This is a genomic window from Bradyrhizobium sp. 26S5, from assembly GCF_036923295.1.
GTDB lineage: Bacteria > Pseudomonadota > Alphaproteobacteria > Rhizobiales > Xanthobacteraceae > Bradyrhizobium > Bradyrhizobium septentrionale.
In genome coordinates, this window is the sequence record NZ_CP145948.1 from 3,732,461 (window position 1) to 3,752,101 (window position 19,641).

Below are 19,641 nucleotides of genomic sequence, written 5' to 3' on the forward strand. Positions count from 1 at the left end.
CAATAATAACATCGAGGGCTGGCGGCCAATCCGCGGTCTGACGATGTCATGCATCGGCGGGCTGCGGCTCCGGCGGGCAAGGTCTGGGAGGATCCCATGTTGCAATGGACACATTCAGTCTATCTGCCGATCTGCTCGATTCGCTAGAACCGCGGGCGTTGCGATGGTGCAGAGCGTGCTCATGCCAAACCCTTCCGCGGTGCCGGTGCAGCCCCGTGCGCAGGGCGATGGCGATCTCTATCCGGTCGCGCGCAACAGCGGCCGACCGCTCGAGATGGATTGGGTCGACGACATCAGGATCAATCTGTCCGCCGCCGAGCGGCGCGTGGCGAGCTTGCCGGGCCGGCGTACTGTCAAGAAGGACGCGCAGGCCGCCTGGCTGCTCAAGGCGATCACCTGCATCGATCTGACGACGCTCAATGGCGACGACACCGCGGAGCGGGTGAAGCGACTCTGTGCCAAGGCGAAGGCGCCGGTCCGCAGCGACCTGCTCGAGGCGCTCGGCTTTGCCGGGCGCGATCTGCACACTGGCGCGATCTGCGTCTATCACCGTTTCGTCGCCACGGCGGTCGAGGCGCTCGACGGATCCCGTATCCCTGTCGCCGCGGTGTCGACCGGATTTCCGGCTGGCCTTGTGCCGCACGACATTAAGCTCAAGGAAATCGAGGCGTCGGTCCGCGACGGCGCGCAGGAGATCGACATCGTCATCACCCGCGAGCATGTGCTGACCGGCGATTGGCGTGCGCTTTATACGGAGGTCAGGGATTTTCGCGCGGCTTGCGGCGAGGCGCATCTGAAGACGATCCTGGCCACCGGCGACCTCAAGACATTGCGCAACGTCGCCAAGGCTTCGATGGTTTGCATGATGGCCGGCGCGGACTTCATCAAGACCTCCACCGGCAAGGAAGGCGTCAATGCAACGCTGCCCGTGACGCTCGCAATGCTGCGGATGATCCGCCTTTACCAGGAGCGCACCGGCTACAGGATCGGCTTCAAGCCGGCCGGGGGAATTTCGACCGCCAAGGACGTGCTCAACTATCAATTCCTGATGAAGGAGGAATTGGGCCGCGACTGGCTCGAGCCGGATCTTTTCCGCATCGGCGCCTCCAGCCTGCTCGCCGACATCGAGCGCCAGCTCGAGCATCACGTCACCGGCCGCTACTCGGCCTTCAACCGTCATCCCGTGGGCTGAGCATGAGCGTCGCACAATACTACGAGACCATGGACTATGGTCCCGCGCCCGAGGCCGACGGCGAGGCGCGCGCCTGGCTGAAGCGGCACGACGCGACTTTCGGACATTGCATCGGCGGCAAGTTTGTCGCGCCGCAATCCGGCAAGCACCTCACGACGATCGAGCCGGCCACCGGCAAGACATTGGCGAAGATCGCGCAGGGCGTTTCCGCCGATGTCGAGGCTGCGGTCGGCGCCGCGCGGTCAGCGCAACCACTTTGGGCCAAGCTCGGCGGCCACGGCCGCGCCCGCCATCTCTATGCACTGGCGCGCATGCTGCAGCGTCACGCGCGGTTGTTCGCGGTGCTGGAGGCGATCGACAATGGCAAGCCGATCCGGGAAACCCGCGATCTCGACCTGCCGCTCGCCGCGCGCCATTTCTTGTATCACGCCGGCTGGGCCCAGCTGCAGGAGCGCGAGTTCGCCGATCAGGTGCCGATCGGCGTGATCGGACAAATCATTCCCTGGAATTTCCCGCTGCTGATGCTGGCGTGGAAGATCGCGCCTGCGCTGGCCGCAGGCAATACGGTGGTGCTCAAGCCCGCGGAATTTACTTCGCTCACGGCACTTTTGTTCGCCGAGCTTGCGGCGGAGGCCGGTCTGCCGCCGGGCGTGCTGAACGTCGTGACCGGTGATGGCGCGACGGGTGCGTTGCTTGTCGAGAATCCGGGCGTCGACAAGATCGCATTCACAGGATCGACCGAGGTCGGCCGGCTGATCCGCCAGTCGACCGCGGGCACCGGGAAGTCGCTGACGCTCGAGCTCGGCGGCAAATCGCCCTTCATCGTCTTCGATGACGCCGACATCGACGGCGCCGTCGAGGGCGTGGTCGATGCGATCTGGTTCAACCAGGGGCAGGTCTGCTGCGCCGGTTCGCGGCTCTTGCTGCAGGAAGGTATCGCGGAGACGTTTCGCCGGCGGCTGATCCGGCGCATGGAGACGCTTCGCGTCGGCCCGCCGCTCGACAAGGCGATCGACATGGGGGCGGTGGTCGCGCCTGTGCAGCTTGAGCGGATCAAGTCGCTGGTCGAGACCGGGGTGAAGGAGGGCGCCGAGAAATATCAGGCGCCGGGCGCGCTGCCGGCGGAGGGCTGCTTCTATCCGCCGACCCTGCTCTGGAATGTGCATCCGGCTTCGACGGTGGCGATCGAGGAGATTTTTGGGCCGGTGCTGGTGGCGATGACATTCCGCACGCCCGACGAGGCGGTGATGCTCGCCAACAACACGCGCTATGGGCTTGCCGCAAGCATATGGAGCGAGACGATCGGGCTGGCGCTGGATATCGCGCCGAAGCTTTTGGCCGGCGTCGTCTGGATCAACGCGACCAATTTGTTCGATGCCAGCGTCGGCTTTGGCGGTTACCGCGAGTCCGGCTTCGGCCGCGAGGGCGGCCGCGAGGGCATGTACGAGTATCTGAAGCCGAAGGCGTGGAGCGGGCGCAAGGCGCGCGTGGAGGCGTTGCCGCCACCGGCGCCTGTCGCTGATGATGGCGGGTATGGCGTGCCGGCGATCGATCGCACGGCAAAACTGTTTGTCGGCGGCAAGCAGGTTCGTCCCGACGGCAATTATTCGCGCGCGGTGCTTTCGCCGAAGGGGCGGCATCTCGGCGAGGCCGGCGAGGGCAACCGCAAGGACATCCGCAATGCCGTGGCCGCGGCGCGCTCCGCCGAAGCCTGGGCGCGGGCGACGGCGCATAATCGCGCCCAAATCCTTTATTACCTTGCCGAGAATCTGTCCGCGCGCAGTGACGAATTCGCCAGGCGTATCACCGACATGACGGGCATAACGGCCGCCAAGGCGCGTGCCGAGGTCAACACGAGCATCGAGCGGCTGTTCAGCTATGGGGCCTGGGCCGACAAATTCGAAGGAACTGTCCACGCGCCGCCATTGCGCGGCGTGGCGCTCGCGATGCATGAGCCGATCGGAGTCGTCGGTGCGGCCTGCCCGGACGAGGCGCCGCTGCTCGGTTTCGTCAGTCTGGTGGCGCCGTTGATAGCAATGGGCAATCGCGTCGTCGTCGTGCCGAGCGAGCGGCATCCGCTCGCCGCGACCGATTTCTACCAGGTCCTGGAGACATCGGATGTGCCGGCGGGCGTCGTCAATATCGTCACGGGCGATCGCGACGGTTTGGTGAAGGTCCTCGCCGAGCACGATGATGTCGACGCGCTCTGGGCGTTCGGATCGCAGGAGGCGTCGGCGGCGGCGGAACGGCTGTCGATCGGCAATCTCAAGCGCACGCTCGTCGATCACGGTCTGTTGCTCGATTGGTACGACAGGGCTGCATGTGAAGGCACGATCCTGCTGCGCCACGCCGTGCAGGTGAAGAACATCTGGATCCCCTATGGTGACTAGGGGCGACGCGTCACCGTAGCGAACAGGGGATCCGAACCGCCAGAGTTCGGACGATTTCGAGGATCAAGGAGGGAAGGCAACATGCTGAAGGGCATCGATCCATTGCTCAATGCCGATGTGCTCTATGCGCTGCGCGTCATGGGGCATGGTGACCGTCTGGTCGTTTGCGATACCAACTTTCCAGCCGATTCCATCGCGCGCCAGACGGTGTTCGGCCGGCTGCTGCGTATCGACAATGTCAGCACCGCGAGGGCGATCGAGGCCATTCTCTCCGTCATGCCGCTCGATACCTTCGTCGACGATGCGGCCATCCGGATGGAGATCGTCGGCCAGCCGCAGGAGGTGCCGCCTGTGCAGCGCGAGGTGCAGGCCGCGATCGATCGCGCGGAAGGGCGATCCTGGCCGCTGGTCGGCGTCGAGCGCCACGCCTTCTATGAGAAAGCCAAGTCCGCCTATTGCGTGATCGCAACCGGCGAGCGCCGCTTCTACGGCTGCTTCCTGTTCAGCAAGGGCGTGGTCGCCCCGGACGGAGAATGATTCCCATGAGCAGGAATGGCGTCGCCGTCCTCGGCGTGTTCGTCGTTGATCTCGCGTTCCGTGCGGGCAATATGCCCGCGATCGGCGAGACGATCGCCGGGTCAGGATTTGCGATGGGACCCGGCGGCAAGGGCTCCAATCAGGCGGTCGCGGCCGCGCGTGCGGGCGCTGCCGTGACCTTTATCTCCAGGATCGGCAGCGACGCCTTCGGCGAACTTGCGATCAAGACCTGGGAGGCCGAGGGAATCCGGCCGCGTGTGGCCAGGACGGCGGAAGCGCCGACCGGCGCGGCGTTCATTTATGTCCACGAGACGCGCGGCGATAACGCGATCATCGTGGTGCCGGGTGCTGCGGGCGGTATCAGTCCAGCCGATATCGACGCGGTGGCGGGTGCCATTCGCGACAGCCGCGTGTTCGTGACGCAACTCGAGCAGCCGGTCGACGCGGCGTTCAGGGGGCTTGAAATTGCGCGCGCGGCCGGCAGCATCACGGTGTTCAATCCGGCACCGGCGATCAAGTTCGACAGCAGCCTGTTTGCGCTGTGCGACTATGTCGTCCCCAACGAGACTGAGGCCGAAGCGTTGACCGGGATCGCGGTGGGCGATCTCGACGGCGCTCGCCGCGCCGGCGACGCGCTGCTGGCCAAGGGGGCGGGGACCGCGCTGATCACGCTCGGCGAGCGCGGCGCCCTGTTCCATGCGCGGGACCGCTCGTTGCACGTGCCGCCCTTCGCGGCCGGCAAGGTGGTTGAGACCACCGGCGCGGGCGACGCCTTCGTCGGCGGCTTCGCGGCGGCGCTCGCGGATGGCGTCGATCCGCTGGAGGCTGCGCGCTTCGGTTCGGCCACGGCGGGAATCTCGGTGACGCGACCGGGGACGGCGCCGGCGATGCCGCGGCGTGCGGAGATCGAAGCGCTGCTGAAGGGCTGATCCTCCGATGATGCGGAATGATCCGATCAAGCACGTCTTCATCTGGCCAGCGGTGCTCGTCGTGCTGGCGATCTCGATCTTTCCGCTGATCTATTCGCTGACCACCAGCTTCCTCAGCTACCGCCTGATTCCGCCGATCCCGCCGCGGGTGGTCTGGCTGGGCAATTATGCCGCGCTGCTGCAGGAGCCGCGGTTCTGGAATGCGATCTTCACCACGACGCTGATCGCCTTCATCGCCGTGGGCCTGCAATATGCGATCGGATTTGGGGTGGCGCTCGCGCTCAATGCGCGCGTGCCGGGCGAACGGCTGTTTCGCGTCGCGTTGCTGCTGCCGATGCTGCTCGCGCCGGTCGCGGTTGCGCTGGTCGCGCGCATGATCTTCAACCCGACCATGGGACCGCTCAATCAGCTCTTGGGCAAGTTCGGCCTGGTCAATTTGCCGTTCCTCACCAATGGACACTGGGCGCTCGCCTGCATCATCGCGGTCGAGGTCTGGCAGTGGACGCCCTTTATCATCCTGATGATGCTGGCCGGCCTGCAGACGCTGCCCGAGGACGTTTACGAGGCCGCCGAGCTCGAGAACGCCAGCGCCTGGCAGCAGTTTTGGGGCATCACCTTTCCGATGCTGCTGCCGATCTCGGCCGCGGTGGTCTTCATTCGCCTGATCGAGAGCTACAAGATCATGGACACCGTGTTCGTGATGACGGGCGGCGGGCCTGGAGTCGATACCGAGACCCTGACCCTGTTCGCCTATCAGGAGGGCTTCAAGAAGTTCAATCTCGGCTACACGTCGGCGCTCAGCTTCCTGTTCTTGATCGCCATCACGATCATCGGCGTCACCTATCTGGCGCTGCTCCGGCCGCATCTGGAGAAGCGCCGATGAGCGGGCAGGGCTTGACCGGATTGTCGCCTTGGAGCCGCCGGCTGGTCGCCGCGGGTGTTCTCGTCTGGTGCCTGATCACGGTGTTTCCGCTCTATTGGGTGGTCGTGACCGCGTTCAAGACGCCGCCCGGCGTGGTCGGCGGCCCGACCTATCTGCCGTTCATCGACTTCACGCCGACCCTGCAGCCCTTCATCGACCTCTATCAGGGCATCCGCGGCGAGTTCTTCCGGACCTTCCTGAACTCGACCATCGTGGGCCTGTCGGCAGCCGCGATCGCCACCGCGATCGGCGCGATGGCCGCCTATGCGCTGGTGCGGTTCGAATTCAGGGTCCGGCTCGGTGCGGGCCTTGCCTTCTTCCTGCTCGCACTCGGCGGTTACCTCGTCTTCAATAATAATTTTGGATTCACCCGACCGCAGGCGCTGCTGCTCGCGTTCCCGATCGCGCTGGCCGTTGCGATCATTGCCAACCGCCTGCCGCTGCCCGGGCCGATCCTCGGTAACGAGGACATTCTGTTCTGGTTCGTCAGCCAGCGCATGTTCCCGCCGATCGTCACGGCCTTTGCACTCTATCTGCTCTACAGCGAGATCGGCCGGCTCGGCTTCCAGCTGATCGACAGCTATATCGGCCTGACGCTGTGTTACGTCGCCTTCTCGCTTCCGATCGTGGTCTGGCTGATGCGCGACTTCTTCGAGGCGATCCCGATCGAGGTCGAGGAAGCCGCGATGGTCGACAACGTGCCGAGCTGGCGCATCTTCGTCGGCATCGTGGTGCCGATGTCGATGAACGGGTTGCTCGCCACGTTCATGATCACGCTGGCCTTTGTCTGGAACGAGTTCCTGTTTGCGCTGTTCCTGACCAATTCGCGATGGCAGACGCTTCCGATCCTGGTGGCGGGGCAGAACAGCCAGCGCGGCGACGAATGGTGGGCGATCTCGGCGGCGGCGCTCGTCGCCATCGTTCCGATGATGATCATGGCAGGTTTGCTCAGCCGGATGATGCGGTCGGGCCTGCTGCTCGGAGCTATCAAGTAAGAAAACCTAGGGAGGACAAAATAATGTTGCGACGAACGTTCCTGATGCTTGCCACTTCGCTGGCGACAGTTTGCGGCGTGGGCGAGGCGAGCGCTGCCTGCAGCCCGGACTATACCGGCGTCACCCTGACGGTGGCGTCGCAGACCGGCCCCTATATCGCGTCCGCGCTCAAGCTCGGCGCCGACGAATGGGCGAAGAAGACTTGCGGCAAGGTCAACGTCGTCGAGTTTCCATGGTCGGAGCTCTATCCGAAGATCGCGACCTCGCTCACGGCATCGGACGCGACATTCGATCTCGTCAGCTTCGCGCCGGCCTGGCTGCCGGATTTCGTGCCCTATCTCAGCGAGATGCCGAAAGAGATGCAGTCCGGCAAGGACTGGGATGACATCGAGCCGGCCTACCGCGAGCGCCTGATGGTGTGGGAAGGCAAGATCTATTCGCAGTCGATGGACGGCGACGTCCACACCTACACCTACCGCACCGATCTGTTCAGCGATCCCAAGGAGAAGGAGGCGTTCAAGGCCAAATACGGCTATGACCTCGCGCCGCCAAAGACCTGGAAACAGTATCTCGACATCGCCGAGTTCTTCCAGCGCCCGGACAAGGGATTGTGGGGAACGGCGGAGGCATTCCGCCGCGGTGGCCAGCAGTTCTGGTTCTTCTTCAGCCATGCTGCGGCCTACACCAACAATCCGAACTATCCGGGCGCGATGTTCTTCGATCCCGAGACGATGGATGCGCAGATCAACAATCCGGGCTGGGTGAAGGGACTGGAGGAGTATATCCGGGCCTCCAAACTCGGTCCGCCCAACGCGCTGAACTTCTCGTTCGGCGAGGTGAACGCGGCGGTGGCCGGCGGTCAGGTGGCCGAGTCGATCGGCTGGGGCGACACCGGCGTCATCGCCGCCGATCCCAAGCAATCGAAGATCTCCGGCAAGGTCGGCTCGGCGATGCTGCCCGGTTCGGACGAGATCTGGAACGCCAAGACCAAGACCTGGGACAAGTTCCCGAGTGTTGTGCCGGGCCCGTTCATGGCATTCGGCGGCTGGCAGGTCGCGGTGCCGAAGGCCGGCAAGAACCAGCAGGCGGCCTGGGACTTCGTCAAGACGCTGACCAGTCCGGATGTGTCCGGCCAGGCGGCGATCACCGGCGGCAGCGGCGTCAATCCGTATCGCAAGTCGCACACCGCCAATCTGCAGCTCTGGAGCAAGATCTTCTCGCCTGAGGAGGCCAAGGAATATCTCGGCGCGCAGTCTGACTCCATCAACGCCAAGAATGTCGCGCTCGACATGCGTCTGCCCGGCTACTTCTCCTACACCGAGGTCGTGGAGATCGAGCTCGGCAAGGCGCTGGCGGGCCAGACCACGCCGAAGGCCGCGCTCGACGCGATCGCGAAGGAGTGGAATCGGCTGACCGACGAGTTCGGCCGTGCCAAGCAGCTCGCCGCCTATCGCGCGGCGATGGGCCTGCCGCCCAAGAACTAGCATGCCATTGAGATGGCCCCGGATGACGCGCGATCGTCATCTGGGGCTTCAATGATCTTCGGAGACGGAAACAGGACTTTATGGCGCACGTCGAGATCGAGAACGTCAGCAAGGCATACGGGCCCTACAAGATCATCGAAGGGCTTGATCTCAACGTGGCCGACAAGGAGTTTGTCGTGCTTGTCGGCCCATCCGGCTGCGGCAAGACGACAACTTTGCGCATGATCGCGGGACTTGAGACCGTCACCAGCGGCACCATCCGCATCGGAAACCGCGACGTCACCCAGTTGCGCCCGGGGTTGCGCAATTGCGCCATGGTGTTTCAGAACTACGCGCTCTATCCGCATATGACCGTCGGCGAGAACATTGCCTATGGCATGAAGGTGCGGGGCGAACCACGCGCCGGCATCGAGAAGGCGGTCAAGGATGTGGCGCGGGTACTCGACCTCGAACAGTATCTCGACCGGCGTCCCAAGCAGCTCTCGGGCGGCCAACGCCAGCGCGTGGCGATCGGCCGCGCCATCGTGCGCAGCCCCGATGTCTTTCTGTTCGACGAGCCGCTGTCGAATCTCGATGCCAAACTTCGGATCGAGATGCGGACCGAGATCAAGGCGCTGCATCGCCGGCTCGCCAAGACCATCGTCTATGTGACCCATGACCAGGTCGAAGCCATGACCATGGCCGATCGTGTCGTCGTGATGAACCGCGGCCGGATCGAGCAGGCGGCCGACCCGATCACGCTGTACGAGAAGCCGAGCAATCTCTTTGTGGCGGGCTTTATCGGCGCACCCAGCATGAATTTCATTCATGGCGAGATCGTCGCGCGCGACGGTGCGCTGCTCTTCACCGAGCCGTCGGGAACAGCGCTGAGATTGCCGAAATCACGCGAGGCTGCCTATGCGGGGAGCATCGAGAAGCCGGTCGTGCTTGGCGTGCGGCCGGACCACGTCCTTCCGCAGGGCGCTCCGGCCGGCAGCACAATCCGTATGATCGTGAAGGATGTGGAGCCGTTGGGGCCGCACACGCTGGTGATTGGCGCCGTCAGCGACTTTCCATTCACTGCGCAGGTGCAGGTCGGTACCACCGCGGAGCCGGATCGGCCCTTCGACGTAGGAATCGATCTCGATCGCGTGCATCTGTTCGACAAATCGTCGGGAAAGATCATTCCGACGTAAGGCGGACATGGCGCTTCGAAGATTGAGCGCCTTAAATCGTTCGGTCCTGGTCGGATCAGCGATCGGCAGTCAGTTGTTGGCGATATCGCTCGGCATCCCAATTCAGCAACGCATGCTCACTCTCTGCCGCTAGATAGTTGAGGCGTGCAGTCAGGGGGAGGCGACAGGTGACCAGTGCAAGACAGGTCAGCATGGCTTCCGCGCCGTCGCTGGCGTCCTCGCGGATGAGGCTGCCGACGTCCGGGACGAGAAGGGCAACCGGTGGCGCCAGCCCGTCCGCAATGGTCCGTGCGATCATGGCGCTCAGGTTCTCGCGATGTTCCAGGACCGGTAGTCCCGGGCCAAGGAAGACGACGTGATCAGGATAGAGCGAGCCGCTGGTTGCGATCGCGCGGCTGTAGCGGTCGGTGGCAATGTCGTGGCAGCGCGGATCCCGCGGCAGGCGATAGCCGGCGCCTGCGCAGATCGTTCGGAGCGCGTCGTGATCCGCGGTTGGCGCGCTGCGCGGCTCCAGCATGAGGCGCTCCTCGACGTCGGCCACCATGGCCGCCGCCGCGTCGCAGGTGGCTGCGCCAACCACCAGGCCGTGATTGCCGAGGACCAGGACGTCGACCGCATCCCGTGCAATCGCCTCGCTGACCGCGCGTGCGAGCGGCAGTCCCGGGTGGTGATAGTCGAGGTAACGCCAAGCCAATCCGTCCAATCGCCAGGCAAATTCGTCGCGGGCATCGGTTCGCACCGCCCATGCGATGGTGTTGACCGAATGGACATGCAGCACGACCTGGTGCGGCATCAGGGCATGGAGCGAGGTCTCGATCGAAGCGCGCAGCGTCGTCCCGGCGTTCGGAGCGAGCGGCACCCGTTCGTCGCCTTGCGCAAGCGCGGCGCGCGCAGCCGACAATGCGACCGGTACGAAAATGTCCTTGTCCTCGGCATCGGCGAGCCAAGTGCCCGACGCCTTCACCCACAGCACGTCGCCATCCTTGACCGACGAATTGCCGCCGGCACCCTGAACCAGCAGGATATTGGCGCCGACGCTAGCCGACATCTGGCGCAATTCGTTCAGTATTTGAGGCTGTCGCATCGGGGGTGTTCTCACCAGATCAGATGGTCCATCGTCCAGTGCGGCATCCGTGCCGCCGTGCCGGCTGCGATCCTGATCGCTTGCGGCAGATTGCTTGCCTGCGCCAGCGTCGCCCGGTGGGCGCCGGAGCCGATCAACAGGGTCAGCATGCCGGCGGCACGTCCACCGGCGATGTCGTGATCGAGCGAGTCGCCGATAACGAGGATCCGGTCCGGCGGCGGATGTCCCAATTGGTCGCGCGCGGCAGCAAACATCGGTGGATACGGTTTGCCCACGAACAGCACGGTACCGCCGAGTGATTGATAGAATGCGGCAAGCGCGCCAGGTGCCGGGATCAGCCCGGCGGCGCCGAACATCACGAGGTCAGGATTGGCGCACAGCATCGACAGTCGCCGCGCGGCGGCCGCCGTCAGCAGCGCACGCCAGCGCTCGGGCTCGGCCGTATCATCGTCGAGCCCGCCGAGCAGGATGAAATCAGCCTCGTACACGGTCGAAGCCATCGCGAGAGCGGTGCCGTCGACGATCGAGCGGTCTCCGTCGCGCGAGATCAGGAAGCATGCGCGTCCGAGCCCTGCAAAGGGAGGCTGCTCGCGTGCATGCAGGCCGCGCCAGGTGACCTCGCCCGAGGACAACACGCCGTCATAGGCTTCCGGCGGCAGGCCGAGCGCCGCGAGCCGTCGCTGATTGCTGCTGGCGCGTTTGCCGGAATTGGAGAGGATCAGGATGCGCTTGCCGGCCTCACGCAGCCTTGCCACGCAATCCAGCGCAGCAGGGAACACCGCCAGCCCCTCGTGCAGCGTGCCCCATTGGTCGAGCAGCACGTGATCGAAGCGGTCGACGATGGCGTGAAGGCCGGCGATCGCGGTCGCATCGGCCTTCATGGCGGACCGCCATTCAGCGCCAGCAGCGCGGCGCCGAAGCTTGCTTCGGTCTGCTCGGCGACCGAGACAGGAACGCCGAGAATGCGGTGTCTGATCCTGGTCCATGCGTCGTTCTTCGCGCCGCCGCCGATCCCGATGACGCGGCGCAGGCGCGGTGCGCCGAGCCGCGCCAGCTGCCGATAGGCGAGGGCTTCCACCGAGGCAATGCCCTCGAGCAGGCCCTGAAAGAAGCGATGATCTTCCGCCGGGCGCGGCGTGATCCGTGCGGCCAGCGCGGGATCGGCGATCGGAAAGCGTTCGCCGGGCTTGGGAAGCGGATAGTAGTCGAGCCCGGTCGGCTCGTTGGGCGTCACCTGCGGTGTCAGCCGCTCCATCTCGTCGGCGGTGAAATGCGCCAGAAGCGCGGCGCCGCCGGAGTTCGAGGCGCCGCCGGCGAGCCAGCGCTCCCCGAGCCGGTGCGAATAGACGCCCTGGTCGGCCGCGAAGATCGGCTGGGTCGCAAGTTGCTTCACCACCAGCGTGGTGCCGAGCGAGGTGACGGCATCGCCCGGCTGGTCGGCCCGCGTCGCGATGAAGGCCGCAACGCCATCGGTGGTGCCCGCCGCGACCTGTGCTGTGGGGGGCAGCCCCAGCGACCGCGCGATCTGCGGATCCATCTCGGCGAATGGCGTGCCCGGCACCAGCACCTCGGGAAGCAGATCGTCGCGCGCACCGAGCTGGTCAAGCCAGGGTGGCCAGGCGCGCGCGACCGGGTCGTAACCGAGCTTCAGCGCGTTGTTCTCGTCGCTGATGCCATGACAGCTGGTGAGCCGGCCCGCGATCCAGTCCGCCTGGTGCACGGCGTGGCGCGCATCGCCGATATAGCCGTGGGTCAGCAGATAGAGCAGCTTGGCGAGTGCGCTGCTCGCGCCATGCGCGCCGCTTTCGAGCGGTGCGATTGCCGCAACGCGCATCGCCTCGCGTGTGGCGCGCGCGTCATTGTACATCAGCCCCGGCGAGCAGGGGCGGCCGGCCGCATCGACCAGCAATAGCGTGCCCGATGTGCCGTCCACGACGATGCGCGTGATGTCGCCGAGACTGACGGTCTCGCCAAGCTTGCGGATTGCGGCCACCGCGGCCTGCCACCAGAGCTCCGGTGTCTGGTCGATCGCGTTGCCGTCGACGCGCGGTGCGGGCAGTGCGACCGAAGCAAAGCCGCGGATGCCGGCCTCGGTGTCGATTGCACAGGCGCGGACGCCTCCGGTTCCGACATCAATGCCGAGATACAAACCTCCCATCCGACTTCACCGCTGTTTGGTGCGCGCGCTTCAACATTGGTTGCGCTGCAGCACGTTTGGGGGATTGACGCCCCGTCCGGCCTCTGCAATTTTTTGCAGGACGTGAAGAAATTTGCAAGGGGACTTTTCAGGACATGGCTGCATCGCCCGACAGGCTGCCGGTGACCGACGGCGAGGCGTCACTCGCGACGCGTGCAGCGTGGCTGTATTTCGCGGCCGGGCTCACGCAGTCGGAGGTCGCTGACCGCCTCAACATCCAGAGCACCAAGGCGCACCGCCTGATCGCGCGCGCCAGCCGCGAGGGCATGATTCGCGTTTTCGTCGAGGGGCCGGTCGCCGAATGCGTCGCGCTGGAGAACGATCTCACGCAGCGCTTTGGTCTTTCCTTCTGCCGCGTCGCGCCCGATCTTGGTGAGGGCGATCTGCCCCTGAAGGCGCTGGCGCTGGAAGGTGCGAGCTTCCTGCGCCAGATCCTCGAGCGCGGCGACGACAAGGTGATCGGCGTCGGCCATGGCCGCACGCTCGCCGCCGTGGTCGAGCAGATGCCGCAAACGCAGGCGCGCGACGCGCAATTCGTGTCGCTGCTCGGCGGGCTGACGCGAAAATTTGCCGCCAATCCGTTCGACGTGATTCACAAGCTCGCCGAGCGCACCGGCGCGGAAGCCTATTTGTTGCCGGTGCCGGTGTTCGCCAATTCGGTCGCCGACCGCGCCGTGCTGATGCAGCAATTCGGCATCGCCGACGTGTTCGCACTGGCGCGCAAGGCCTCGCTGCTGTTCGTCGGCATCGGCCAGATCAGCCGCGACGGCTTTCTGGTGTCGAGCGGCATGATCAAGCCCGACGAGTTGGTCGAGCTGAAGCGTGTCGGCGCCTGCGCCGATCTGCTCGGACATTTCTTCAGCGCCGACGGAACCGTGCTGGACACCGATCTCTCGGCCCGCGCCACCTCCATGAGCATGCCCGATCTCAGGAAGCACCGGATCGTCGCCATCGGCGGCGGGCCGGCCAAGGTGACCGCGCTGCGCGGGGTGCTGCGCAGCGGCGTTCTGCACGGCCTTATCATCGACGAAGCGACTGCAAAGGCACTCGCAACAGACAAGCCGGAGACCACATCCGGCAAGACAAGAAGCAAGACCCGGAAGGACACATAACAAGCGTCAACAAGGAGAGGAAATACATGTTCGATCGCGAGAAGAATCTGTTCGACTCCTACGCTGCCAAACGCATCAGCCGCCGCGATCTCCTCGACGGCGCCGCCAAGCTCGGCATCGCGGGCATCGCTGCAAACGCCACCTTCGCCTCCTCGATGTCGAAGGCAATGGCCGCGGACTTCAACTGGCAGGCCCAGAGCGGCAAGAGCGTCAAGCTGCTGCTGAACAAGCACCCTTACGTCGACGCAATGATCGGCGACATTGAGGCGTTCAAGTCGCTGACCGGCATGAATGTCACCTACGACATCTTCCCGGAGGACGTCTATTTCGACAAGGTGACGGCGGCACTGTCGTCGAAGTCGGACCAGTACGATGCCTTCATGACCGGCGCCTACATGACCTGGACCTACGGTCCGGCGGGCTGGATCGAGGACCTCAACACCTACATCAAGGATCCCGCCAAGACCAACCCGGCCTTCGCTTGGGACGACGTCCTGCCCGGCCTGCGTGCCTCAACCGCATGGGACGGCGTCGCCGGCTCCGAACTCGGCTCGGGCAAGGCCAAGCAGTGGTGCATCCCCTGGGGCTATGAGCTCAACAACATCACCTACAACCGCAACATCTTCGACAAGGTCGGGGTCAAGCCGCCGAAGAACCTCGACGAGATGCTGGAGGTCGCGGCCAAGATCACCAAGGACGCCGGCGGGCCCTACGGCATCGGTGTGCGCGGCTCGCGTTCCTGGGCGAGCATCCATCCCGGCTTCCTGTCGGCCTATTCGAACTTCGGCCAGAAGGATTTTGTGATGGAGGGCGGCAAGCTGAAGGCCGCGATGAACACCAAGGCCTCGAAGGATTTCCACGAGAAATGGGTCAAGATGATCCAGACCTCGGGACCGAAGAACTGGTCGACCTACACCTGGTACCAGGTCGGCACTGACGTCGGCGCCGGCGCCTCCGGCATGATCTTCGATGCCGATATCCTCGGCTACTTCATGAATGGCGGCGACAACAAGGAGAAGGGGCATCTCGGCTACGCGCCGTTTGCCGCCAATCCGGCCGCCAAGGCGCCAACCCCGAACGTTTGGATCTGGTCGCTCGCGATGTCGACCTTCTCCAAGCAGAAGGACGCGGCGTGGCTGTTCATGCAGTGGGCCGCCTCCGTCGAGCACGACCTGTTCGGTGCGCGCAAGATGGATTTCGTCAATCCGGTCCGCGCATCGGTGTGGAAGGACAGTGAGTTCCGCGATCGCATCGCGAAATCCTATCCCGGCTACCTCGAGCAGCACGACGTCTCCGCGCCCGGCGCCAAGATCTACTTCACTGCGCAGCCGCTGTTCTTCGACCTGACGACCGAGTGGGCCGCCTCGCTGCAGAAGATGGTGGCGAAGGAGGTCAGCGTCGACGAGGGGCTGGACAAGCTCGCCGACAGCATCAACCGCCAGCTTAAGCAGGCCGGTCTCGGCTGACACATCAACTGCGTGGTGCCTGATCCTCCTCCGCACCACGCCCTTCCGCCGGCTCGGAGACTAGCCCCATTCCGAGCCGGCGGCGTTGCCAGCCGAACGCGATCTCGTATCATCATGAGCATGGTCCAACTTCTTCAAACGAACGCGCCGACGGCGCCGGCCAAGCCACGGCCGCGCGGCCGCCTGCTGCCATACCTGCTGAGCCTGCCGGCGCTGCTGATCTGCGTGGCGATCCTGGTTCCGTTCGTGACCGCGGCGATCTATTCGCTGCAGCGCTACCGGCTGAACCTGCCTTATCTGCGCGGTTTCATCGGCCTGGACAACTATATCGACTTTCTCTCCGACCCCGCGTTCTGGAACACGTTTCGCGTCTCGATCACCTACACCGCGTTGACGGTCGTGCTCGAGCTGCTGCTGGGCCTTGGCATTGCGCTGCTGCTGCGCCGGCCGACCCGCTTCCACAATGCGGTTTCGATCATGCTGCTGCTGCCGCTGATGACGGCGCCAGCGATCGCCGCGCTGATGTGGAAGCTGATGACCAATCCGAGCTTCGGCATCCTGTCCTATCTGGTCAGCCTGTTCGGCGTCACCGATTTCAAGTGGGCCTCCGATCCGTCGACGGCGCTGTTCACGGTCGTGCTGGTCGACATCTGGGTCTACACTCCCTTCATCATGATCCTGCTGCTGGCGGGGCTGCGCTCGCTGCCGCGGCAGCCGTTCGAGGCCGCCGCGCTCGACGGCGTGCCGGCGAGTTTTGTCTTCTTCCGCATCACGCTGCCGATGCTTGCGCCCTACATCATCACGGCGTCGCTGTTCCGCCTGCTCGACTCGATCCAGCAGTTCGACATCATCTATGCGATGACGCAGGGCGGCCCCGGCGACCGGCTGATGGTGTTCCAGGTGCAGGCCTATCTGGAATTTTTCCAGTACACCAATGTCGGCAGGTCAGCGGCGTTGTTGATGATCCTGTGGCTCATCACCAATATCCTTTCGAACATCTTCATCAAGAACTGGCTGCGGTTGCGCGCGCGTGCGCACGGCCACGCGTGACGGGGAGGGGCACGATGGAACATTCCAGCCTTGCCGGTCGCGTCTTCCGCGGCGTGGCGCTCACGCTGATCCTGATCTTCTTCATGTTTCCGATCGTCTGGATCTTCCTGATGTCGTTCCAGAGCAACGATCAGATCTTGCGGATTCCGCCGCGGATCCTGTTCGAGCCGACGCTTGCGAACTACGAGGCGCTGATCTCCGGCCAGCTGCGCACCGTGGCCGGCAATCTGCAAATCTCGTTCATGCGCAATCTTTTCAACAGCGTCGTGCTGTCGAGCGCGGCGGTGCTGCTGGCGCTGCTGCTCGGCGTGCCGGCAGCCTATGCCTTTGCGCGCTTCAAGTTCCGCCTCGGCGAGACCATCGCCTTCACGCTGCTGTCGTTCCGCTTCGCGCCGCCGCTGCTCGTGCTGCTGCCGCTGTCGCTGTACTACCAGGAGCTCGGCCTCAACGACACCTATATCGGTATCGTCTGGGTCTATCAGTTGATCGCGCTGCCTTTGATCCTGTGGATCGTGCGCGGCTATTTCGAGGATATCAGTCCTGATATCGAGCATGCCTACCGGCTGGCCGGGCATTCCTGGAGCGAGGCCTTCATCAAGATCGCGGTGCCGCTGGCGGGACCCGGAATTGCCGCGGCGGGGCTATTGTCGTTCATCTTCTGCTGGAACAATTTCGTCTTCGCCCTGATCCTGGCTTCCGCCGACAAGCAGCCGGTGACGGTCGGCGCGCTCGCCTTCGTCACCGCTTCCGGAATCCAGTATGGCCAGATCGCGTCGGCGATCGTGCTATCGGTGACGCCGACCCTGTTGCTGGCGCTCTATGCGCAGCGCTATCTGGTCGAAGGTCTCTCGCTCGGCGCGGTGAAAGGCTGACCTGATGGCGCGTCTCGAGATCAATTCGGTGAGCAAGGCTTTCGGTGCGGCACGGCCCGCCGACGGACTGTCGTTGGCGGTCGAGCCCGGCGAGATCGTTGCGGTGTTCGGACCGTCCGGCAGCGGCAAGACGGTGCTGTTGCGCATGATCGCGGGCATGTTCGAGCCTGACGACGGCGACATTCTGGTCGGCGGCCGCTCGATCGTCGGTGCTCCGCCCGAGCGGCGCGGTATCGGCATGGCGTTCCAGAACTTTGCCCTGTTCCCGCACATGACCGCCCGCGACAATATCGCAAGCGGGCTGCGCGCCAGGGCCGGCGGCAGCGATGTCGCGGGCCGTGTTGCCGCGATCAGCAAGCTGCTCAAGATCGAGCACGTGCTCGGCCACACGCCACGCGAATTGTCGAACGGACAGAAGCAGAGGACGGCGCTGGCGCGGGCGCTGATCGGCAATCCGGATGTGCTGCTGCTGGATGATCCCCTGCGCAACGTCGACGCCAAACTGCGCTACGAGATGCGGCTCGAGCTGCCGAACCTGCTGCGGCGCGGAACCGCCGCGGTGCTCTACGTGACCCAGGACTACCGCGAGGCGATGGCGATCGCCGACCGCATCGCGGTGCTGGTCGACGGCCGGCTCGCGCAGGTCGCGACGCCTGCCGATATCTATGCCCAGCCCGCGTCAGTTGCGGTGGCGCGGCTGTTCGGCGACCCGACCATCAACCTCGCCGAGGTTTCACCGATCGCGGAGCACGGCATGCTATCGGCCGCGGTCGCTGGCGCCAGGATGCGGCTCGGTGCTGCCGATGGCGTGGCACCCACCGGTCCGTGCTGGCTTGGCGTGCGGCCGGAGGATCTCGCGGTCTCGTCCGTGTCCACGGACGACGCCATTCCGGCGCGCATTCTCGCGATCACGCCGATGCACGAGAAGGCGGTGCTGCTGCTGCGTCTCGCTGACGGAACCGAATGGCTGGCGGCGCTGCCGCCGGATGCGTCGAAAGGTGCGGCCGACGATACCGTCTTCGTCCGCTTCGCGCCCGATGCCGCGATGCTGTTCGATCGCGCGACCGGGCTCCGGATCGGGCCGTCGCCGCGGCTCAAGGCGGCATAGGAGCAGATGGCCATGGACATGCTCGAGCTTCAAGGCATCGACAAGGTCTACCGTAGCCGCGGCAAGCCTCCGGTGCACGCGGTGCGGGCACTCGACATGGCGGTCGAGAAGGGCGAGATCGTCGCGCTGCTGGGATCGTCGGGCTGCGGCAAGACCTCGACACTGCGCATGATCGCGGGGTTCGAGGACGTCTCGGCCGGATCGATCGCGCTCGGCGGGCGGCGGATCCACGAGCTGCCGCCGGCGCGGCGCAAGGTGGCGATGGCCTTCGAGGGCTATTCGCTCTATCCGCCGCTCACAGTCCGCGAGAACATCGCGTTCGCGCTGAAATCCGCTCAACTGCCGCGCGGCGAGATGGCGCGTCGCGTCGACGAGATTGCCCGCCTAGTCGAAATCGAGGACATCCTCGACAGCTATCCGCGCGCGATCTCCGGCGGCCAGCAGCAGCGCGTGTCGCTGGCGCGTGCGTTGGTGCGCGACGCCGATCTCTATCTGCTCGATGAGCCGATGGGGCAGCTCGAACCGCAGCTGCGCGCGGTGCTGCGCGGCCGGATCAAGAGCCTGCTTGCCGAGCGTGGCATGACCGCGATCTTCGTCACCCACGACCAGACCGAAGCGAGTGCGCTGGCCGACCGTATCGCGGTGATGGAGGGCGGCGTGCTGCAGCAGTTCGCCAGCGAGAGGGAGCTGAAGGGCCGGCCCGCCAATTTGTTCGTTGCGAGCTTCATCGGCGAGCCGCCGATGAATCTGCTCGACGCCGAGGTAACGCGCTCGGATGGCGGCTTTCGCCTGTCGGTCGGAACAGACATGGGTTTCGAAATCAGCGGTGCCGGGCTCGACAGTGAGGCGGCGAAGGCGCTCACCAGCACGCGAGAGGTCCGGATCGGCATTCGTCCGCAGAAGATCGTGGTCGGGACCGGCGACGTCAGGGTCAAGGTCGTCTCCAACCAGTGGCTCGGCGATCAGTCGCATGTCGCAGGCGATTGCGGTGGTCGCATGCTGATCGCGGTCACCCCCGGCCGCGTCGCCGCGCGGCCGGGCGACATTGTCTCCTTCGCGCTGGAGCCGCGTCACCTGCACATCTTTGGAAGCGACGGAACCTGCATTCGCCATGCGGAGGGGTCCTGA

General features: G+C 65.0%; 17 protein-coding genes. 14 read left to right on the forward strand and 3 right to left on the reverse strand.

The window, feature by feature from the left end; all coding sequences use genetic code 11:
• Window positions 1-274: 274 nt before the first annotated feature.
• The 8 genes from deoC (at window position 275) to V5279_RS17105 (ending at window position 9,624) form a co-directional block, all read left to right on the forward strand.
• A complete protein-coding gene (gene deoC, locus V5279_RS17070; RefSeq protein ID WP_338701234.1) occupies window positions 275-1,192 on the forward strand; it encodes a deoxyribose-phosphate aldolase in 918 nt (305 codons plus the stop codon).
• A gap of 2 nt (window positions 1,193-1,194) precedes the next feature.
• The gene (locus tag V5279_RS17075; RefSeq protein WP_338699243.1) at window positions 1,195-3,582 is read left to right on the forward strand and encodes an aldehyde dehydrogenase family protein; all 2,388 of its coding nucleotides are present in this window, start codon (window positions 1,195-1,197) and stop codon (window positions 3,580-3,582) included.
• 81 nt (window positions 3,583-3,663) lie between these two features.
• Window positions 3,664-4,119: an RbsD/FucU family protein gene (locus V5279_RS17080; RefSeq protein ID WP_338699245.1), complete on the forward strand. Its 456-nt coding sequence runs from the start codon at window positions 3,664-3,666 to the stop codon at window positions 4,117-4,119.
• A 5-nt stretch (window positions 4,120-4,124) separates the two neighbouring features.
• Window positions 4,125-5,048: a ribokinase gene (gene rbsK, locus V5279_RS17085; protein ID WP_338699247.1), complete on the forward strand. Its 924-nt coding sequence runs from the start codon at window positions 4,125-4,127 to the stop codon at window positions 5,046-5,048.
• 7 nt (window positions 5,049-5,055) lie between these two features.
• A complete protein-coding gene (locus V5279_RS17090; RefSeq protein ID WP_338699249.1) occupies window positions 5,056-5,931 on the forward strand; it encodes a sugar ABC transporter permease in 876 nt (291 codons plus the stop codon).
• Window positions 5,928-6,965 (forward strand): carbohydrate ABC transporter permease, encoded by a 1,038-nt coding sequence (locus V5279_RS17095; protein ID WP_338699251.1) that lies wholly within the window; start codon window positions 5,928-5,930, stop codon window positions 6,963-6,965. The genes V5279_RS17090 and V5279_RS17095 overlap by 4 nt, the downstream gene beginning before the upstream one ends.
• A gap of 23 nt (window positions 6,966-6,988) precedes the next feature.
• The gene (locus V5279_RS17100; RefSeq protein WP_166294530.1) at window positions 6,989-8,449 is read left to right on the forward strand and encodes an extracellular solute-binding protein; all 1,461 of its coding nucleotides are present in this window, start codon (window positions 6,989-6,991) and stop codon (window positions 8,447-8,449) included.
• A gap of 80 nt (window positions 8,450-8,529) precedes the next feature.
• Window positions 8,530-9,624 (forward strand): sn-glycerol-3-phosphate ABC transporter ATP-binding protein UgpC, encoded by a 1,095-nt coding sequence (locus tag V5279_RS17105; protein ID WP_338699253.1) that lies wholly within the window; start codon window positions 8,530-8,532, stop codon window positions 9,622-9,624.
• A gap of 55 nt (window positions 9,625-9,679) precedes the next feature.
• Here V5279_RS17105 and V5279_RS17110 read toward each other — a convergent pair whose 3' ends face one another.
• From V5279_RS17110 to V5279_RS17120, 3 genes are read right to left on the reverse strand one after another with little or no spacing between them, the layout of a single operon-like run.
• The gene (locus V5279_RS17110) at window positions 9,680-10,708 is read right to left on the reverse strand and encodes a class II aldolase/adducin family protein (protein WP_338699255.1); all 1,029 of its coding nucleotides are present in this window, start codon (window positions 10,706-10,708) and stop codon (window positions 9,680-9,682) included.
• Window positions 10,709-10,719: 11 nt separating this feature from the next.
• Window positions 10,720-11,589, reverse strand: a complete 870-nt coding sequence (locus V5279_RS17115; protein WP_338699257.1) for a TIGR01459 family HAD-type hydrolase — start codon at window positions 11,587-11,589, stop codon at window positions 10,720-10,722.
• Complete coding sequence (locus V5279_RS17120; protein ID WP_338699259.1) at window positions 11,586-12,866, reverse strand: FGGY-family carbohydrate kinase; 1,281 nt, start codon at window positions 12,864-12,866, stop codon at window positions 11,586-11,588. Before V5279_RS17120 ends, V5279_RS17115 begins: the two co-directional genes overlap by 4 nt.
• Window positions 12,867-13,000: 134 nt before the next feature.
• Between V5279_RS17120 and V5279_RS17125 the strand changes: the two genes are divergently transcribed.
• The 6 genes from V5279_RS17125 to V5279_RS17150 all read left to right on the forward strand — a co-directional run bounded on the left by V5279_RS17125 (window position 13,001) and on the right by V5279_RS17150 (window position 19,641).
• Window positions 13,001-14,017 carry a sugar-binding transcriptional regulator gene (locus tag V5279_RS17125; RefSeq protein WP_338699261.1) on the forward strand — a complete coding sequence of 339 codons (1,017 nt, stop codon included), beginning with the start codon at window positions 13,001-13,003 and terminating at the stop codon, window positions 14,015-14,017.
• A gap of 26 nt (window positions 14,018-14,043) precedes the next feature.
• Window positions 14,044-15,483, forward strand: a complete 1,440-nt coding sequence (locus V5279_RS17130) for an extracellular solute-binding protein (protein ID WP_338699263.1) — start codon at window positions 14,044-14,046, stop codon at window positions 15,481-15,483.
• 120 nt (window positions 15,484-15,603) lie between these two features.
• Entirely contained in the window at window positions 15,604-16,533 is a 930-nt protein-coding gene (locus V5279_RS17135) for a sugar ABC transporter permease (protein WP_338701237.1), read from the forward strand.
• Window positions 16,534-16,547: 14 nt separating this feature from the next.
• Complete coding sequence (locus V5279_RS17140; protein ID WP_166294546.1) at window positions 16,548-17,405, forward strand: carbohydrate ABC transporter permease; 858 nt, start codon at window positions 16,548-16,550, stop codon at window positions 17,403-17,405.
• Between the two features lie 4 nt (window positions 17,406-17,409).
• Window positions 17,410-18,513, forward strand: a complete 1,104-nt coding sequence (locus V5279_RS17145) for an ABC transporter ATP-binding protein (protein ID WP_338699266.1) — start codon at window positions 17,410-17,412, stop codon at window positions 18,511-18,513.
• 12 nt (window positions 18,514-18,525) lie between these two features.
• A complete protein-coding gene (locus V5279_RS17150) occupies window positions 18,526-19,641 on the forward strand; it encodes an ABC transporter ATP-binding protein (RefSeq protein ID WP_414645724.1) in 1,116 nt (371 codons plus the stop codon).

Excerpts from the sequence above, each read along its gene's own strand:
- V5279_RS17090 (WP_338699249.1), top strand. The coding sequence starts at position 5,056 with ATGATGCGGAATGATCCGATCAAGCACGTCTTCATCTGGCCAGCGGTG.
- V5279_RS17115 (WP_338699257.1), bottom strand. The coding sequence starts at position 11,589 with ATGAAGGCCGATGCGACCGCGATCGCCGGCCTTCACGCCATCGTCGAC.
- V5279_RS17140 (WP_166294546.1), top strand. The coding sequence starts at position 16,548 with ATGGAACATTCCAGCCTTGCCGGTCGCGTCTTCCGCGGCGTGGCGCTC.
- V5279_RS17120 (WP_338699259.1), bottom strand. The coding sequence starts at position 12,866 with ATGGGAGGTTTGTATCTCGGCATTGATGTCGGAACCGGAGGCGTCCGC.
- V5279_RS17145 (WP_338699266.1), top strand. The coding sequence starts at position 17,410 with ATGGCGCGTCTCGAGATCAATTCGGTGAGCAAGGCTTTCGGTGCGGCA.
- V5279_RS17105 (WP_338699253.1), top strand. The coding sequence starts at position 8,530 with ATGGCGCACGTCGAGATCGAGAACGTCAGCAAGGCATACGGGCCCTAC.
- deoC (WP_338701234.1), top strand. The coding sequence starts at position 275 with ATGGATTGGGTCGACGACATCAGGATCAATCTGTCCGCCGCCGAGCGG.
- V5279_RS17075 (WP_338699243.1), top strand. The coding sequence starts at position 1,195 with ATGAGCGTCGCACAATACTACGAGACCATGGACTATGGTCCCGCGCCC.
- V5279_RS17125 (WP_338699261.1), top strand. The coding sequence starts at position 13,001 with ATGGCTGCATCGCCCGACAGGCTGCCGGTGACCGACGGCGAGGCGTCA.
- V5279_RS17095 (WP_338699251.1), top strand. The coding sequence starts at position 5,928 with ATGAGCGGGCAGGGCTTGACCGGATTGTCGCCTTGGAGCCGCCGGCTG.
- V5279_RS17150 (WP_414645724.1), top strand. The coding sequence starts at position 18,526 with ATGGACATGCTCGAGCTTCAAGGCATCGACAAGGTCTACCGTAGCCGC.
- V5279_RS17135 (WP_338701237.1), top strand. The coding sequence starts at position 15,604 with ATGGTCCAACTTCTTCAAACGAACGCGCCGACGGCGCCGGCCAAGCCA.
- V5279_RS17110 (WP_338699255.1), bottom strand. The coding sequence starts at position 10,708 with ATGCGACAGCCTCAAATACTGAACGAATTGCGCCAGATGTCGGCTAGC.
- V5279_RS17080 (WP_338699245.1), top strand. The coding sequence starts at position 3,664 with ATGCTGAAGGGCATCGATCCATTGCTCAATGCCGATGTGCTCTATGCG.
- rbsK (WP_338699247.1), top strand. The coding sequence starts at position 4,125 with ATGAGCAGGAATGGCGTCGCCGTCCTCGGCGTGTTCGTCGTTGATCTC.
- V5279_RS17100 (WP_166294530.1), top strand. The coding sequence starts at position 6,989 with ATGTTGCGACGAACGTTCCTGATGCTTGCCACTTCGCTGGCGACAGTT.
- V5279_RS17130 (WP_338699263.1), top strand. The coding sequence starts at position 14,044 with ATGTTCGATCGCGAGAAGAATCTGTTCGACTCCTACGCTGCCAAACGC.